The sequence below is a fragment of the Serratia sp. Tan611 genome (assembly GCF_905188235.1).
GTDB classification, from domain to species: Bacteria; Pseudomonadota; Gammaproteobacteria; order Enterobacterales; family Enterobacteriaceae; genus Serratia_B; species Serratia_B rhizosphaerae.
Genome location: NZ_LR994655.1, coordinates 2,351,870 through 2,366,005 on the forward strand (window position 1 = coordinate 2,351,870; position 14,136 = coordinate 2,366,005).

The 14,136-nt window shown below is 59.3% G+C and carries 15 protein-coding genes; 11 read left to right on the forward strand and 4 right to left on the reverse strand.

What is annotated here, in order from left to right:
• Positions 1-8: 8 nt before the first annotated feature.
• Positions 9-1,013, reverse strand: a complete 1,005-nt coding sequence (gene pspF, locus TAN611_RS11090; RefSeq protein WP_111737143.1) for a phage shock protein operon transcriptional activator — start codon at positions 1,011-1,013, stop codon at positions 9-11.
• 184 nt (positions 1,014-1,197) lie between these two features.
• Here pspF and pspA point away from each other — a divergent pair, with 184 nt between their 5' ends.
• The 7 genes from pspA to tyrR all read left to right on the forward strand — a co-directional run bounded on the left by pspA (position 1,198) and on the right by tyrR (position 7,263).
• On the forward strand, positions 1,198-1,863 hold the full coding sequence (gene pspA, locus TAN611_RS11095; RefSeq protein ID WP_111737142.1) for a phage shock protein PspA: 666 nt from the start codon (positions 1,198-1,200) through the stop codon (positions 1,861-1,863).
• 102 nt (positions 1,864-1,965) lie between these two features.
• Positions 1,966-2,193 carry an envelope stress response membrane protein PspB gene (gene pspB, locus TAN611_RS11100; RefSeq protein ID WP_160031181.1) on the forward strand — a complete coding sequence of 76 codons (228 nt, stop codon included), beginning with the start codon at positions 1,966-1,968 and terminating at the stop codon, positions 2,191-2,193.
• Positions 2,193-2,552 carry an envelope stress response membrane protein PspC gene (gene pspC, locus TAN611_RS11105; protein ID WP_105231047.1) on the forward strand — a complete coding sequence of 120 codons (360 nt, stop codon included), beginning with the start codon at positions 2,193-2,195 and terminating at the stop codon, positions 2,550-2,552. The genes pspB and pspC overlap by 1 nt, the downstream gene beginning before the upstream one ends.
• 50 nt (positions 2,553-2,602) lie before the next feature.
• Positions 2,603-2,848 carry a phage shock protein PspD gene (gene pspD, locus TAN611_RS11110; RefSeq protein ID WP_203067704.1) on the forward strand — a complete coding sequence of 82 codons (246 nt, stop codon included), beginning with the start codon at positions 2,603-2,605 and terminating at the stop codon, positions 2,846-2,848.
• A gap of 80 nt (positions 2,849-2,928) precedes the next feature.
• Positions 2,929-4,326, forward strand: a complete 1,398-nt coding sequence (locus TAN611_RS11115; protein ID WP_105231049.1) for a YcjX family protein — start codon at positions 2,929-2,931, stop codon at positions 4,324-4,326.
• Positions 4,323-5,381, forward strand: coding sequence for a YcjF family protein (locus TAN611_RS11120; RefSeq protein ID WP_105231050.1), 1,059 nt, complete (start codon positions 4,323-4,325; stop codon positions 5,379-5,381). The genes TAN611_RS11115 and TAN611_RS11120 overlap by 4 nt, the downstream gene beginning before the upstream one ends.
• A 310-nt stretch (positions 5,382-5,691) precedes the next feature.
• Positions 5,692-7,263: a transcriptional regulator TyrR gene (tyrR, locus tag TAN611_RS11125; RefSeq protein ID WP_105231051.1), complete on the forward strand. Its 1,572-nt coding sequence runs from the start codon at positions 5,692-5,694 to the stop codon at positions 7,261-7,263.
• A 44-nt stretch (positions 7,264-7,307) separates the two neighbouring features.
• Here the strand turns inward: tyrR and tpx are convergent, their stop codons facing one another.
• The gene (tpx, locus tag TAN611_RS11130) at positions 7,308-7,811 is read right to left on the reverse strand and encodes a thiol peroxidase (protein ID WP_203067705.1); all 504 of its coding nucleotides are present in this window, start codon (positions 7,809-7,811) and stop codon (positions 7,308-7,310) included.
• A 211-nt stretch (positions 7,812-8,022) separates the two neighbouring features.
• On the opposite strand from tpx, the gene ycjG reads away from it, so the two are divergent.
• A complete protein-coding gene (gene ycjG / locus TAN611_RS11135) occupies positions 8,023-8,997 on the forward strand; it encodes an L-Ala-D/L-Glu epimerase (RefSeq protein WP_203067706.1) in 975 nt (324 codons plus the stop codon).
• 8 nt (positions 8,998-9,005) lie between these two features.
• Here ycjG and mpaA read toward each other — a convergent pair whose 3' ends face one another.
• The gene (mpaA, locus tag TAN611_RS11140) at positions 9,006-9,713 is read right to left on the reverse strand and encodes a murein tripeptide amidase MpaA (protein ID WP_105233322.1); all 708 of its coding nucleotides are present in this window, start codon (positions 9,711-9,713) and stop codon (positions 9,006-9,008) included.
• 206 nt (positions 9,714-9,919) lie between these two features.
• On the opposite strand from mpaA, the gene TAN611_RS11145 reads away from it, so the two are divergent.
• Positions 9,920-10,270: a hypothetical protein gene (locus tag TAN611_RS11145; protein WP_105231054.1), complete on the forward strand. Its 351-nt coding sequence runs from the start codon at positions 9,920-9,922 to the stop codon at positions 10,268-10,270.
• 169 nt (positions 10,271-10,439) lie between these two features.
• A complete protein-coding gene (locus TAN611_RS11150) occupies positions 10,440-12,071 on the forward strand; it encodes an ABC transporter substrate-binding protein (RefSeq protein WP_197952144.1) in 1,632 nt (543 codons plus the stop codon).
• A gap of 65 nt (positions 12,072-12,136) precedes the next feature.
• Here TAN611_RS11150 and TAN611_RS11155 read toward each other — a convergent pair whose 3' ends face one another.
• On the reverse strand, positions 12,137-13,066 hold the full coding sequence (locus TAN611_RS11155; protein WP_203067707.1) for an aromatic alcohol reductase: 930 nt from the start codon (positions 13,064-13,066) through the stop codon (positions 12,137-12,139).
• A 134-nt stretch (positions 13,067-13,200) separates the two neighbouring features.
• Here TAN611_RS11155 and TAN611_RS11160 point away from each other — a divergent pair, with 134 nt between their 5' ends.
• Positions 13,201-14,133: a LysR family transcriptional regulator gene (locus TAN611_RS11160; RefSeq protein ID WP_111737138.1), complete on the forward strand. Its 933-nt coding sequence runs from the start codon at positions 13,201-13,203 to the stop codon at positions 14,131-14,133.
• The last annotated feature ends 3 nt before the right edge of the window (positions 14,134-14,136 follow it).

A 14,136-nucleotide genomic window follows, 5' to 3' on the forward strand; every position in this document is an offset into this window, starting at 1 on the left:
CCTGGGCCTCAGGCGGACGGCTCTTCACCGGGCTGCAGCGCATGTTTCTTCAGCATGCCGCGCAGCTGATGGTAGGTCAGCCCCAGCAGTTCCGCCGCTTTGCGTTGGTTAAAACGCGCCTGGCGCAACGCCTGCTCCAACAGCCGTTTCTCCTGCTCGCTCTGCCAGCCTTTCAGATCCAGCGGCAGCGCGGGGATGCCGGCGGCCTGCGCTTCCGCGGCCGGTGTATCCGCCGGCGTGCTGCGGGCAAACGGGTTGATCACGATTTGGTCCAGCGCCTGTTCGCTGCTGCCGTGGCGGTATACCGAACGCTCGACCACGTTTTTCAGTTCGCGCACGTTACCGGGCCAGCCGTAGCCGAGCAGCGTCTCACGGGCGCGGGCGGTAAAGCCGGGAAACAGCGGCAGCGCCAGTTCGCGGCACATCTGGATGGCGAAGTGCTCCGCCAGCAGCATGATGTCCTGCTGCCGCTGGCGCAGCGGCGGCAGCTGCACCACGTCAAACGCCAGTCGGTCGAGCAGATCGGCGCGGAATTTGCCGGCCGCCGCCAGCGCCGGCAGATCGTCGTTGGTGGCGCACACCAGGCGCACGTCCACCTGCAGCGGCTGGCTGCCGCCCACGCGCTCAAGGTGGCCGTATTCAATCACCCGCAGCAGCTTCTCCTGCACCAGCATCGGCGCTGTCGCCAGCTCGTCAAGAAACAGCGTACCGCCGTCGGCGCGTTCAAAACGCCCCAGATGGCGCTTCTGCGCACCGGTAAACGCGCCGGCCTCATGGCCGAACAGTTCGGAATCCAGCAGATTTTCATTCAGCGCCGCGCAGTTGAGGGAGATAAACGGCCCCTGCCAGCGGTTGGACAGGTAGTGCAGCCGGTGGGCGATCAGCTCTTTGCCGGTACCGCGTTCGCCAATCACCAGCACCGGTTTGTTCAGGGTTGCCAGCTGCGAGACTTGTTCTAATACTTCTACAAAGGCGTTTGCTTCGCCCATCAGGGGGTCGATCTGCTCGCTCATGATGAAATTCGCCAATAGTTGGTGAAAATAATCACTTTACAGCATGGCACGGCAGAGTCAAAAATAAATAGTCCTTTAATATCAGTGAAATAAAAGTTGGCACGCATCTTGATTATATCTTGGCGTCCGCAGTATGACTTAAGACGGCGCTGAAGACGCCACTGACACCAAGAGGAAGTGAATTATGGGTATTTTTTCTCGTTTTGCCGACATAGTGAACGCCAACATCAATACGCTGCTGGATAAGGCGGAAGATCCGCAGAAGCTGGTGCGTCTGATGATTCAGGAGATGGAAGACACGTTGGTTGAAGTGCGTTCCACCTCGGCGCGCGCGCTGGCGGAGAAAAAGCAGCTGCTGCGTCGTATCGAGCAGGGTGAGAAGCAGCTCGATGACTGGCAGGAAAAAGCGGAGCTGGCGCTGCGCAAAGATAAAGAAGATCTGGCGCGGGCGGCGCTGATTGAGAAACAGAAAGTGTCCGATCTGATCGCCACGCTGACCCATGAAGTGGAGACGGTGGAAGAAACCCTGAGCCGGATGAAGAGCGAAATCGGCGAACTGGAAAGCAAGCTGACCGAAACCCGCGCGCGTCAGCAGGCGCTGATGCTGCGTCATCAGGCGGCGTCGTCTTCCCGCGATGTGCGCCGTCAGTTGGACAGCGGCAAGCTGGATGAAGCGATGGCGCGTTTCGAGCAGTTTGAGCGCCGTATCGACCATATGGAAGCGGAAGCTGAAAGCATCAGCCTGGGTAAAAAGAAAACCCTGGATCAGGAATTCGCCGAACTGAAGGCGGATGATGCCATCAGCGAGCAGCTGGCGGCGCTGAAAGCCAAGATGAACCGCTCAGAGTAACCGTTTTTTGCGGCCGTCCGGCGGCCGCCGTCCGATAACAGAAACCCGGCTTGCCGACGCCGCAGCGCGGCGTCCGGCAGGCGGGAATAACAAGGAGTTGAAATGAGTGCGTTATTGTTAGCCATTCCATTGACGATTTTTGTGCTGTTCGTCGCCCCGATTTGGCTTTGGCTGCATTACAGCAATCGGCAACAGAACGGGATCCAGCTGACGCATCAGGAAATGCAGCGGCTGGCGCAGCTGACGGAAGACGCCAAACGCATGCGCGAACGTATTCAGGCGCTGGAAGAGATTCTGGATGCCGAACATCCGAACTGGAGGCAGTCTTGATGGGCAATTTGCTGGGCAGTAAAAAACTGTATCGCGTACCTGAAGAGGGTATGGTGAAGGGCGTTTGCGCCGGCCTGGCGCACTACTTTGACGTACCGGTGCGCCTGATCCGCGTGATGGTGGTGCTGTCGATGATCTTCGGCCTGTTTTTCTTTACCGTCGTCGCCTATTTCGCCATGGGCTACCTGCTGGAAGCGGCGCCGGCGAGCCGTTTCGACGGCGAACATCAGCGTACGCCGCGCCAGCTGTTGGATCAGCTGGAGTATGAACTGGGCAGCGGCGAGCGCCAGCTGCGCCAGGTTGAACGCTACGTGACCTCGGATACCTTCGGCGTACAGAGCCGTTTCCGTCAGCTGTAATTGACGGTTGCCGTGCCGGACGCCGCCGTCACCTTTGCCGGAGGGCAGTTATGACCAGAGTAAACCACGCCGCCAACGGCGGCCAATCCGCCACTTTCCAACGAGGAGCTGGTGCAATGTTGAAGAGATTGTCTAAAGTCATCATCATAGCGTTACTCAGTTACGGCCCGGCGGGGGCCACCTCATGGCTGCTGAGAACCGTCAGCCGTAAACCGCTGCGCCTGTTGCTGGCGATGGTGCTGGAGCCGATGTTCCGCAAGGGGCTGAATAAGGCATTCGGGCGTTATACCCGCTAAGTCGCTGCTGCCTTGAGCGGTGGCCGACGCAGCCCCGCCGCAGCGCTGAGTGATTTTGGGTATTTATGCCAAGGAGAAGAATGAAACGATTAAAAAATGAGTTAACCTCGCTGGTCAACCGCGGTATGGACCGCCATCTGCGTCTGGCGGTGACCGGCCTGAGCCGCAGCGGAAAAACCGCCTTTATCACCGCACTAGTCAATCAACTGTTGCATGTCCACAGCGGCGCGCGGCTGCCGCTGTTTTCGCCGGTGCGTGAAGAGCGCCTGCTGGGGGTAAAACGCATCCCGCAGCGCGATCTCGGCATTCAGCGTTTTACCTATGATGAGGGGCTGGCGCAGCTGTACGGCACGCCGCCGACCTGGCCGACCCCCACCCGCGGCGTCAGCGAAATTCGCCTGGCGCTGCGCTACCGCTCCAATGATTCCCTGCTGCGCCACTTTAAAGAAACCTCGACGCTGTATCTGGAGATCGTCGATTATCCGGGCGAATGGCTGCTCGACCTGCCGATGCTGGAACAGGACTACCTGACCTGGTCGCGTCAGATGACCGGGCTGCTGCAGGGCGATCGTGCCGAATGGGCCAAACCGTGGCTGGCGCTGTGCAACGCGCTGGATCCGCTGGCGGCGGCCGATGAAAATAAACTGGCGGCGATCGCGCAGGCCTACACCGATTATCTGCTGCGCTGTAAGGCCGAAGGGCTGCACTTTATCCAGCCGGGACGCTTTGTGCTGCCGGGCGATATGGCCGGCGCGCCGGCGCTGCAGTTCTTCCCCTGGCCGAACGTCGACGCCGGCAGCGAATCAAAACTGGCGCAGGCCGACAAGCACACCAATATCGGCATGCTGCGCGCCCGCTTCGGTTATTACTGCCAGTCGATCGTAAAAAACTTCTACAAAGAACACTTTGTGCGTTTCGACCGCCAGATTGTGCTGGTGGATTGCCTGCAGCCGCTTAACAGCGGGCCGCAGGCGTTTAACGACATGCGCCTGGCGCTGACCCAACTGATGCAGAGCTTCCACTACGGCAAGCGTACGCTGTACCGCCGCCTGTTTTCGCCCACCATCGACAAACTGATGTTTGCCGCCACCAAAGCCGACCATATTACCGCCGATCAGCACGCCAATCTGGTGTCGCTGCTGCAGCAACTGGTGCAGGAAGCCTGGCAGAATGCGGCATTTGAGGGCATCAGCATGGACTGCGTCGGGCTGGCTTCGGTGCAGGCGACCGAGAGCGGCATGGTGGACCATCAGGGGCAGCGTATTCCGGCGCTGAAAGGCAACCGTCTGTCGGACGGCGCACCGCTGACGGTATTCCCCGGCGAAGTGCCGGCACGCCTGCCGGGGCCGGCGTTCTGGCAGCAGCAGGGGTTCCACTTTGATGAATTTCGTCCGCGCGCCATGAGCGTGGACAGTCCGTTGCCGCATATTCGTCTGGACGCGGTGATGGAGTTTTTGCTGGGAGATAAAGTGCGATGAGCGAGCCGATAAAACCGCGTATCGATTTTGAAGAGCCGCTGCAGCCGCCGCAGGAGCCGACGCTGCGCGCCGGTATGGCCTTTGACGAACAGCAGGCGGATAACTTCTTTCCCGCCGCGCCGGAGCTGGAAAAGGAGGAGGAAGAAGGGCGCGTTGAAGGCATCGTCAATGCGGCGCTGAAGCCGAAGCGCAGCCTGTGGCGTAAAATGGTCACCGCCGGGCTGACGCTGTTCGGCGTCAGCGTGGTGGCGCAGGGCGTGCAGTGGGTGCATCAGGCCTGGCTGCAGCAGGATTGGATCGCGCTCGGCGGCGGCGTTGCCGGCGGCCTGATCGTCGGTGCCGGCGTCGGCTCGGTGGTGGCGGAATGGCGCCGCCTGTACCGCCTGCGCCAGCGCGCCGAAGAGCGTGACGAAGCGCGGGAACTGCTGCACAGCCACGGGCTGGGCAAAGGGCGCGAGTTCTGCGAAAAACTGGCGCGTCAGGCCGGGCTGGATCAGGGGCATCCGGCGCTGCAGCGTTGGCAGGCGTCGCTGCATGAGACCCAGAACGACCGTGAAGTGGTGGCGCTGTACGCGCGCCTGGTGCAGCCGGTGCTGGATAATCAGGCGCGGCGCGAGATCAGCCGTTCTGCGGCCGAGTCGACGCTGATGATCGCCGTCAGCCCGCTGGCGCTGGTGGATATGGCGTTTATCGCCTGGCGCAATATTCGGCTGATCAACCGCATCGCCGCGCTGTACGGCATCGAACTGGGCTATTTCAGCCGTATTCGCCTGTTCCGGCTGGTGCTGCTGAACATCGCCTTTGCCGGCGCCTCTGAACTGGTGCGCGAGGTCGGGATGGACTGGGTGTCGCAGGATCTGGCGGCGCGTTTGTCCGCCCGCGCCGCGCAGGGTATCGGCGCCGGCTTGTTGACCGCGCGTCTGGGCATTAAGGCGATGGAGCTGTGTCGGCCGCTGCCGTGGCTGGAGGATGATAAGCCCAAGCTGAGCGATTTCCGCGGCCAGTTAGTCGGCCAACTGAAGGACGTGATGAAAAAAGGCGACAAGAAAGCCTGATAATCCCGCCGCCGCACCGTCCGGTGCGGCGCTTTTCCGTGTGGCGTAAGCTAGCGTTGACGAAAGAACATCCTGCTGTAATTTCGTGATAATTATCCAAAAATAATCTCCGAGTCATGATAAATATCTGGCAATAAGCTAAAATGACGCGGATGGTGTTATTCATTTGCGATTAGAATCAATAACCACAATGATAAATCAGCGTTCTGTCAACTTTTGCTGACGGAACGTTTCTTCTGTCCGGGGTGAGAGAGTATGATGAGCGCCACTCATCCCGTGTACGCAAAACCTGCAGATAAGGCCAATACTGATGCGTTTGGAAGTATTTTGCGAAGACCGGATCGGTCTTACCCGAGAATTGCTGGATCTCTTGGTATTACGCAGCATTGATTTACGCGGTATCGAAATCGATCCTATCGGCCGGATTTACCTTAATTTTTCCCAGCTTGATTTTGATACCTTCCGCGCCCTGATGGCGGAAATCCGCCGCATCGCCGGCGTCACCGACGTGCGCACCGTCAGTTTCATGCCTTCCGAGCGCGAACACCGGGCGCTGCGCGCGCTGCTGGAATCCATGCCGGAGCCGGTATTCTCCATTGATATGAAAGGTAAGGTCGAGCTGGCCAACCCGGCGGCGCTGGCGCTGTTTGGCCTGAACGAAGATAAAATCCGCAACCAGACGGCGGGGCAGCTGATTGGCGGCTACAGCTTCAGCCGCTGGCTGGAGAATGAACACGCCGCACCGCACGCTGAGCGGGTGGTGATCCGCAGTCAGGATTTCCTGATGGATATCACGCCGATCCACCTGGAAGATGAAAACCAGCAGCCGGACGTGGTCGGCGCCGTGGTAATGCTGAAATCCACCGCGCGTATGGGGCGGCAGCTGCAGAATCTGTCGGTGAACGATGACACCGAGTTCGATCATATCGTGGCGGTCAGCCCGAAAATGCGCCAGGTGCTGGAACAGGCGCGCAAGCTGGCGATGCTGGATGCACCGCTGCTGATTGTCGGCGATACCGGCACCGGCAAAGATATCCTGGCCCGCGCCTGCCATCTGCGCAGCCCGCGCGGCAAACAGCCTTTCCTGGCGCTCAACTGTGCGGCGCTGCCGGATGACGTGGCGGAAAGCGAGCTGTTCGGCCATGCGGCGGGCGCCTATCCGGGCGCCGGTGCGGCGAAAAAGGGCTTCTTCGAACAGGCCAGCGGCGGTTCGGTGCTGCTGGACGAGATTGGCGAAATGTCGCCGCGGATGCAGACCAAACTGCTGCGTTTCCTGAACGACGGCACCTTCCGCCGCGTTGGCGAGGATCATGAAGTGCACGTGGACGTGCGGGTGATCTGCGCCACGCAGAAAAACCTGATTGAGCTGGTGCAGCGCGGCGAGTTCCGTGAGGATCTTTACTACCGCCTGAACGTGCTGACCATCACGGTGCCGCCGCTGCGCGAGCGCCCGCAGGACATCATGCCGCTGACCGAACTGTTTGTCGCGCGCTTTGCCGATGAGCAGGGCGTCGCCCGGCCGAAGCTGTCGAGCGATCTGAACAGTTTCCTGAGCAAGTACGGCTGGCCGGGGAACGTACGTCAGCTGAAAAATGCGATTTATCGCGCACTGACCCAGACCGAAGGCTTTGAACTGCGCCCGCAGGATATCGTGCTGCCGGAGTTTGAGGTCGAGATGTCGCTGGGGGATGAGGCGATTGACGGGACGCTGGATGAGATCAGCAAGCGTTTTGAGCGCTCGGTGCTGACCCGGCTGTACCGTACCTATCCCAGCACGCGCAAACTGGCGAAGCGCCTGGGGGTCTCACATACCGCAATTGCCAATAAACTGCGTGACTACGGCCTCAGCAGCCGCAAACCGGCGGAAGACGCTGAGGAATAATGACGAGAAAAAGCCCGGACTGACCGGGCTTTTTTATGCGCGAATTACTTCAGCGCCGCCAGGGCTGCGTCGTAGTTCGGTTCAGAAGTGATTTCGTCCACCAGTTCGCTGTACAGCACGTTGTCTTGCTCATCCAGCACCACCACGGCACGGGCGGTCAGGCCCGCCAGCGGACCGTCGGCAATTTCTACGCCGTAAGTCTGTTTGAACTCGGCGCCGCGCAGGGTGGACAGGGTTACTACATTGCTCAGGCCTTCCGCACCGCAGAAACGGGACTGGGCGAACGGCAGGTCGGCGGAGATACACAGCACCACGGTGTTATCCAGGCTGCTGGCCAACTGGTTGAATTTACGCACCGAAGTGGCGCAGACGCCGGTGTCGATGCTTGGGAAAATATTCAGCACCTTACGTTTGCCGGCAAAGCTGCCCAGCGCAACGTCTGACAGATCTTTCGCCACCAGGGAGAACGGTTTGCCCTGTTCGCCGGCTTTCGGCAGTTGGCCGGCAACGGCAACGGGGTTACTCTGGAACTTTACGGTCTGAGTCATGACTTGATTCCTTTGACAGGTGTTTATACAAAAGATGTGCACCTAATCGGCGAGCGGCTCACGCCCATTTTAACATTAGGTTCACACCTTGCCGTCAGTCTATGTCAATGCATGCCGCTTGGGTATACAAAATTGGCTAAACAGTTGTATATATTGGCATACCCTTGCGTACAGCGCTGATATTACGCGTACTATTCAACCAGGAGCGGTGATGAGAAGCATGCGTTTTTACCCACAGGCCTGGCCGCTGCGCGCCGCGTTTGTGATTTCACGCGGCAGCCGCAGCACGGCCAACGTGGTAGTGGTGGAAATCGAACAGCAGGGCGTCTGTGGCGTGGGGGAATGCACGCCGTACCCGCGCTATGGCGAAAGCGAAGACTCGGTGCTGGCTCAGTTGGAGGCGGTCAGGCCGGCCATTGAACGCGGCCTGTCGCGCGACGCGCTGCAGCAGCTGATGCCGGCCGGCGCGGCGCGCAATGCGCTGGACTGCGCCTTATGGGATCTGGCGTGTCGCCAACAGGCGCAAACGCTGTGGCAGCGCGCGGGGGTGAACCCGCCGCCGCAGGTCACGACGGCGCAAACCGTCGGCATCGATACGCCGGAGGCGATGGCCCGGGCCGCGTTGGAGCTTAACCGCCGTGGGGCGACGCTGCTGAAAATCAAGCTGGACGACCGGCTCATCAGCGAGCGGCTGGTGGCGGTCCGCGGCGCGGTGCCGGAGGCGACGCTGATCGTCGACGCCAACGAATCCTGGCAGGCTGAAGGTTTGGCGGCGCGCTGCCAGCTGCTGGCGGATTTACAGGTGGCGATGCTGGAGCAGCCGCTGCCGGCCGATAACGATGAGGCATTGGCGAACTTTATCCATCCGCTGCCGATCTGCGCCGATGAAAGCTGCCATACCCGCGCCGATTTGGCCCGGCTTGCCGGCCGTTATCAGATGGTCAATATTAAACTGGATAAAACCGGCGGCCTGACCGAAGCGCTGGCGCTGGCCGAGCAGGCCGTCAGCCAAGGCTTTACGCTGATGCTCGGCTGCATGCTGTGCACCTCACGGGCGGTGACGGCGGCGCTGCCGCTGGCGCCGGCGGCCCGTTTTATCGATCTGGACGGGCCGACCTGGCTGGCGCAGGATGTTGAGCCGGGGCTGGATTTTGCCTGCGGCGTCATCCGGCTGGGCGACGTATAAGCGCGGGATTACTGCGGGTAGGTCAGCAGCTCAATCATCGCATCCAGATACTGTTCGCTGGCGGCATCGGCGGAGATGGCCGGCAGTTCGGCGGTGATGCACGGCAGCGACAGATCGGCGCACCAGCTGCCGAACGAACCCGGCGTTTCATAGCCGACGCTGCTGACCAGCGGCAGGGCGAATTTGTGCGACAGCCAGACGCCAAGGTGCGAGCTGGCCGGATCTTCAATACACGCCAGCGGTTCATGAAAAGAGACCACCCAGGCCGGCTTCAGCCGGTGGATCAGATGGCAGAGCGCCTGCGTTTCCGGTTCGGAACCCGGCCGGCCGCCGGTTGACAGCTTGACCTCCCGCGTTGGCGCGGCGCTGTTCCAGCGGTAGACCGTATCGCCGGAACGCCAGTTGGCCGAGGGGAAGTTGCGGTTCAAATCCACACCGTTGGCGTTGGCGCGCAATCCTAACTGGCAGCCGTCCGGGTTGACCGCCAGCACCACATGGTGGCGCCGCGCGGCGGGAGACAGGCTGCGCAATGCGCAGGACAGGGTGACGACGGCGGCATTTTCATCACCGTGCGTGCCGGCGATGATCAGCCCGGCGTCCGGGCCACGTGCTACGGCGGGGAAATAAAGCAGCGGTGCGCCTAATAACGATTTTCCGTAACTTTCTCCAGCCACGGCCAGCTGGCCGCGTTCGCTACGCGGTCGTTGTTGAGTCATGGTGTCGCCCTGTATCGCCAGTGGGTGAAAATGCATTGTTATTTTATTCAGTGTATTACGCTTTTGTGTGACTTTCCCACAACATTGTTGCTCTGCGTCTTATCTGAGCGATCAGCGGCGGCGTGGCGTAATGTTCGCTGCCGATACGGCTGCCGCTTGTTATACTAAGCAGACAGCCAAGCCGATAATCAGCAAGGAGATTTAACATGCCAGTCGCCAGAATAGTCGCCAGTTATACGGAACACGAGCAGGACACGCTCACGCTGTTGTGCGGCGTGGATGATGAGAATCAAATCCGCCAGGGGGAGTGGTTCGGCGTGGTGAAAAATGATGATGGGCGCGGAGATGAATCCAACTACCCGTTTACCCTGCATGTGGACTACCAGAAAAACAGTTTCTACCTCGATTACGGTTATGACGACGTTAACGACCGCCAGCTGCAAACCACCGATATTCAGCTAAAACCGCTGGAAGAGAACGCTCAGTTCACCATCTTTGATGAAGAAGAGGGTGAAGAGTTTACCTACCGCATCCGCACCGTTCATCTCTACGATTAAGCCTTCAGGCCGCGCCGCCGGCCAGCGTCCGGCGGTGCAAAGCGCGGCCGTTATCGCATTTTCACACCGCCGGCGTTGTTTTTCCCGCAGGGCCGCCGCCGCCATGATGCGCCGCGGCGCTTTTGGGTATATGATAAAAAATTCAGATGGTTAACGCGGGATAATAACGATGGCGAGAAAAAAAATTCAACGGGGTTTCCGTTTGGCAGGCTGCGCAGCGGCCGTCTGCCTGAGCTTTGGCGTCAGTGCGGCGCAGGTGCCGGCCGGTACGGCCCTGGCCGATAAGCAGGAAATCGTGCGCCATATTAAAGATGAGCCCGCGTCGCTCGATCCGATTAAAGCGGTTGGCCTGCCGGAGGCGCAGGTGGCGCGCGATCTGTTTGAAGGGTTGGTGAATCAGGATGCGCAGGGCAATATTATCCCCGGCGTCGCCAGCCGTTGGCAGACGTCGGATAACCAGACCTTCCTCTTTACCCTGCGCAAAGACGCACGCTGGTCAAACGGTGACCCTGTCACGGCGAACGATTTCGTCTACAGCTGGCAGCGGCTGGTGGACCCGAAAAGCCTGTCGCCTTTTGCCTGGTTTGCCCAGCTGGCGGGGATCCAGAACGCCGAGGCGATCATCGCCGGTAAGCTGCCTGCCGAAAAGCTGGGGGTGACGGCGGTGGACGCCCATACCCTGAAGGTACAGCTGAATAAGCCGGTGCCGTACTTTGTCAGCCTGACCGCCAACTTCAGCCTGTTCCCGGCGCCGAAAGCGGTGGTGGAGAAATACGGCAGCGACTGGACCAAGGTAGGCAACCTGGTCGGCAACGGCGCCTTTAAACTGCAGCAGCGGGTGGTGAATGAGAAGCTGGTGCTGGTGCCGAATGAACACTATTGGGATCATAAACACACCGTGCTGACCAAGGTGACGTTTGTGCCGATCAATCAGGAATCCAACGCCACCAAACGCTATCTGGCGGGGGATATCGATATCACCGAATCCTTCCCGAAAAATATGTATCGCAAACTGCTGAAGGATATTCCGGATCAGGTCTATACCCCCGATCAGTTGGGCACCTATTACTATGCGTTTAACACCCAGCGTGCGCCAACCAACGATGTGCGGGTGCGTAAGGCGCTGTCTTACGCCATCGATCGCAAGATTATCGCTGAAAAAGTGCTGGGCACCGGTGAAAAGCCGGCATACCACTTTACGCCGGACGTGACCGCCGGCTTCAAAGCCAAAGATAGCCTGCTGCAGCAGCAGTCGCAGGCGGAGCTGGATGCGCAGGCCAAGGCGCTGATCCAGTCTGCCGGCTATGGCCCGGATAACCCGCTGAAATTGACGCTGCTGTATAACACCTCGGAAAGCCATCAGAAGATCGCCATTGCCGTGGCCTCGATGTGGAAGAAAAAGCTGGGGGTGAATGTTAAGCTGCAGAATCAGGAGTGGAAAACCTATATCGACAGCCGTAATACCGGCAACTTCGACGTGATCCGCGCCTCCTGGGTGGGGGATTACAATGAGGCGTCCACCTTCCTGTCGCTGCTGGGTTCTTCGCATGCCGGCAATATCGCCAAGTTCCGCAACGCAGACTATGACCGCGTGCTGGCGGAAGCCAGCCGGCGCACCAGCCCGGCGGCGCTGAACGCCGACTACAACAAGGCGGAGCAGATCCTGGCCGATCAGGCGCCGATCGCGCCGATTTATCAGTACACCAATGGCCGCCTGATCAAACCCTGGGTAAAAGGTTATCCGATTACCAACCCGGAAGACGTGGCCTATAGCCAGACGATGTATATCGTCAAGCATTGACGGGTGTTGTTTCCTCAACAAAGCGGCCGGTGCGTGGTTACGCGCCGGCCGTTTCTTGTCGGAGGCTAAATAGATGCCGTAAGCCAGGAGGCAATATCCTGGGTCTGAATCGCATTTTGCGCATTGTAGGTGTCGCGCATTGGCCACCACATGCCGTCACCCCGGGCAAACGCGGCGCGATAGCGCAGCATCTGGTCATCCGGGCGTAAACGCAGGGCCTCCAGCAGCGCCGGCAGGGTGAGCACGTTTTTGGTAAAGCGCCGTTGCGTAACGTGTTCAATCGTTGAGGCCAGTTGCCGGTATGATGTTGTTTCCCCCGCGACAAAGATGACGTCGTTGACGATCCGCGGCTGATGTAAATAGATGGCGCTGGTCAGTCGGCCGATATCGGCCGGCGAGGTGACGGTGACCTGAGTGTCCCATCCTCCCAGCGCGTTGATGGTGTTGGCCGATAAATTGACGACGTCGAATGCCGGTTCGAAGAGGAAGCTGGTGAATATGCCGGTTGAAATAATCACCCACTCCGTGGTGCTCTGCGCCCGTAATAGCGTCCGGACATCATACTGTTCATCCCAGACGGGCTGGCCGCTTCCTTTACCGACCACATCGTAATTAACGCCGAATTGCCAGGGGAAGTATCGCCGCACCCCGGCATGTAACACCGCGCGCGTGATCTTGAGCTGCGTACCGGCCCCGGCAACGAACCCCATACAGTTAATAACGGTATCAAACGGCTTAAATATCCTGCTTAACTGTTCAGCCGAACAGGCGGCCAAGTCTACGCCGATAAAGGTTGCGCCGGCATCAGCATGTTTTTGATGCGTTGCCGACTGCAGTTTACCGTGTTTATCGCGGGAAGCGGGCGAAACAATGACGGAAACAGCCCCGTTGCGCGGTGTGACCGCCGGCAGCAGCGCATCCAGTACCGCATCTCCCAGTTGTCCCGCTCCCAGCACCAATACTCGTTTATCTGCGTTCATGTCATGTTGTTGCATTTTGCACCTCACTGCTGGTGTTGATGGAATGTGGGGCAAGTTTACGGTGGAGAGCTACATTCGATAAGTCAGCGGGTGTAGGTTAGACTGTTCGTTAATATGGGATAATCAGGGTGCGCATTCAGGGGGAGAAGGTGGATAGACTGGAATCAATGCGGGTATATGCGCATGTCGTTGAGACACAGAGTTTTGCCAAGGCGGCGGAAGTGCTGGGGATGCCGCGCTCAACGGTATCCCGGGTGATTAAGGAACTGGAAGCTTACCTTGGGCTGCAGTTGTTACAGCGAACCACACGCAAGCTCAGCGTGACGTCCGACGGAGAGGGATACTACACGGAATGTAAAAGGCTGCTTGCTGATATTGCCGCCATGGAGTCCTCATTCCCCGGTAAATCTGGCCAACCCAAAGGGCGCTTTAAAGTCGGTATGCCGCAATCCCTGGCCCGGCACTGCATCATCCCCAAAATTCAGACGTTCTTGCAGCATTATCCCGAGCTGGAGCTAATGCTTTGCTCAAGCGATCATGTGGAGGACCTCATACGGGAGGGCTACGACTGTGCGATCCGGGCGGGCAGAATTGAGGACTCCACCACGCTGGTGGCCCGTCCGCTGGCGAATTTTAAATGGGTGGTGCTGGCAGCACCACAATACCTTGATACCTATGGCGAACCGAAGTGTCTGGACGATCTGAACGGCCATCGCGCGGTGGGATACCTTAACCACCGGACCGGGCGCACGACAGAGTGGTTTTTTGCGCATGATACCGCCGTGCGGGCGATCCGTATGCCGGAAACGCTGGTGGTAGACGATACGGATGCCTACATACAGGCCGGCGTACAGGGGCTGGGGTTAATTCGCGTGGCCAGCTATCTGGCTACTCCCTATTTGCGTAGCGGAGCGCTTATTGCGTGCCTGCACGACGACGCTTTTGATTTACCCTTATCCTTGGTGTATCCGCAGAACAGATACCTTCCTCCCGCAGTGCGCGCTTTTTACGCATGGAGTCAGGGAGTGCTGAGTTCAGCGAACGATTGTTGCATGGCGGAAACAGAAAACCCGCTGAAATAGCGG

What these genes read in the sequence shown, in the direction of transcription:
- pspC (WP_105231047.1), top strand. Translation starts at nt 2,193, where the DNA reads ATGGGCAATTTGCTGGGCAGTAAAAAACTGTATCGCGTACCTGAAGAG.
- pspA (WP_111737142.1), top strand. Translation starts at nt 1,198, where the DNA reads ATGGGTATTTTTTCTCGTTTTGCCGACATAGTGAACGCCAACATCAAT.
- TAN611_RS11120 (WP_105231050.1), top strand. Translation starts at nt 4,323, where the DNA reads ATGAGCGAGCCGATAAAACCGCGTATCGATTTTGAAGAGCCGCTGCAG.
- pspF (WP_111737143.1), bottom strand. Translation starts at nt 1,013, where the DNA reads ATGAGCGAGCAGATCGACCCCCTGATGGGCGAAGCAAACGCCTTTGTA.
- pspD (WP_203067704.1), top strand. Translation starts at nt 2,603, where the DNA reads ATGACCAGAGTAAACCACGCCGCCAACGGCGGCCAATCCGCCACTTTC.
- TAN611_RS11145 (WP_105231054.1), top strand. Translation starts at nt 9,920, where the DNA reads ATGCCAGTCGCCAGAATAGTCGCCAGTTATACGGAACACGAGCAGGAC.
- tpx (WP_203067705.1), bottom strand. Translation starts at nt 7,811, where the DNA reads ATGACTCAGACCGTAAAGTTCCAGAGTAACCCCGTTGCCGTTGCCGGC.
- ycjG (WP_203067706.1), top strand. Translation starts at nt 8,023, where the DNA reads ATGAGAAGCATGCGTTTTTACCCACAGGCCTGGCCGCTGCGCGCCGCG.
- TAN611_RS11150 (WP_197952144.1), top strand. Translation starts at nt 10,440, where the DNA reads ATGGCGAGAAAAAAAATTCAACGGGGTTTCCGTTTGGCAGGCTGCGCA.
- TAN611_RS11155 (WP_203067707.1), bottom strand. Translation starts at nt 13,066, where the DNA reads ATGCAACAACATGACATGAACGCAGATAAACGAGTATTGGTGCTGGGA.
- pspB (WP_160031181.1), top strand. Translation starts at nt 1,966, where the DNA reads ATGAGTGCGTTATTGTTAGCCATTCCATTGACGATTTTTGTGCTGTTC.
- mpaA (WP_105233322.1), bottom strand. Translation starts at nt 9,713, where the DNA reads ATGACTCAACAACGACCGCGTAGCGAACGCGGCCAGCTGGCCGTGGCT.
- tyrR (WP_105231051.1), top strand. Translation starts at nt 5,692, where the DNA reads ATGCGTTTGGAAGTATTTTGCGAAGACCGGATCGGTCTTACCCGAGAA.
- TAN611_RS11115 (WP_105231049.1), top strand. Translation starts at nt 2,929, where the DNA reads ATGAAACGATTAAAAAATGAGTTAACCTCGCTGGTCAACCGCGGTATG.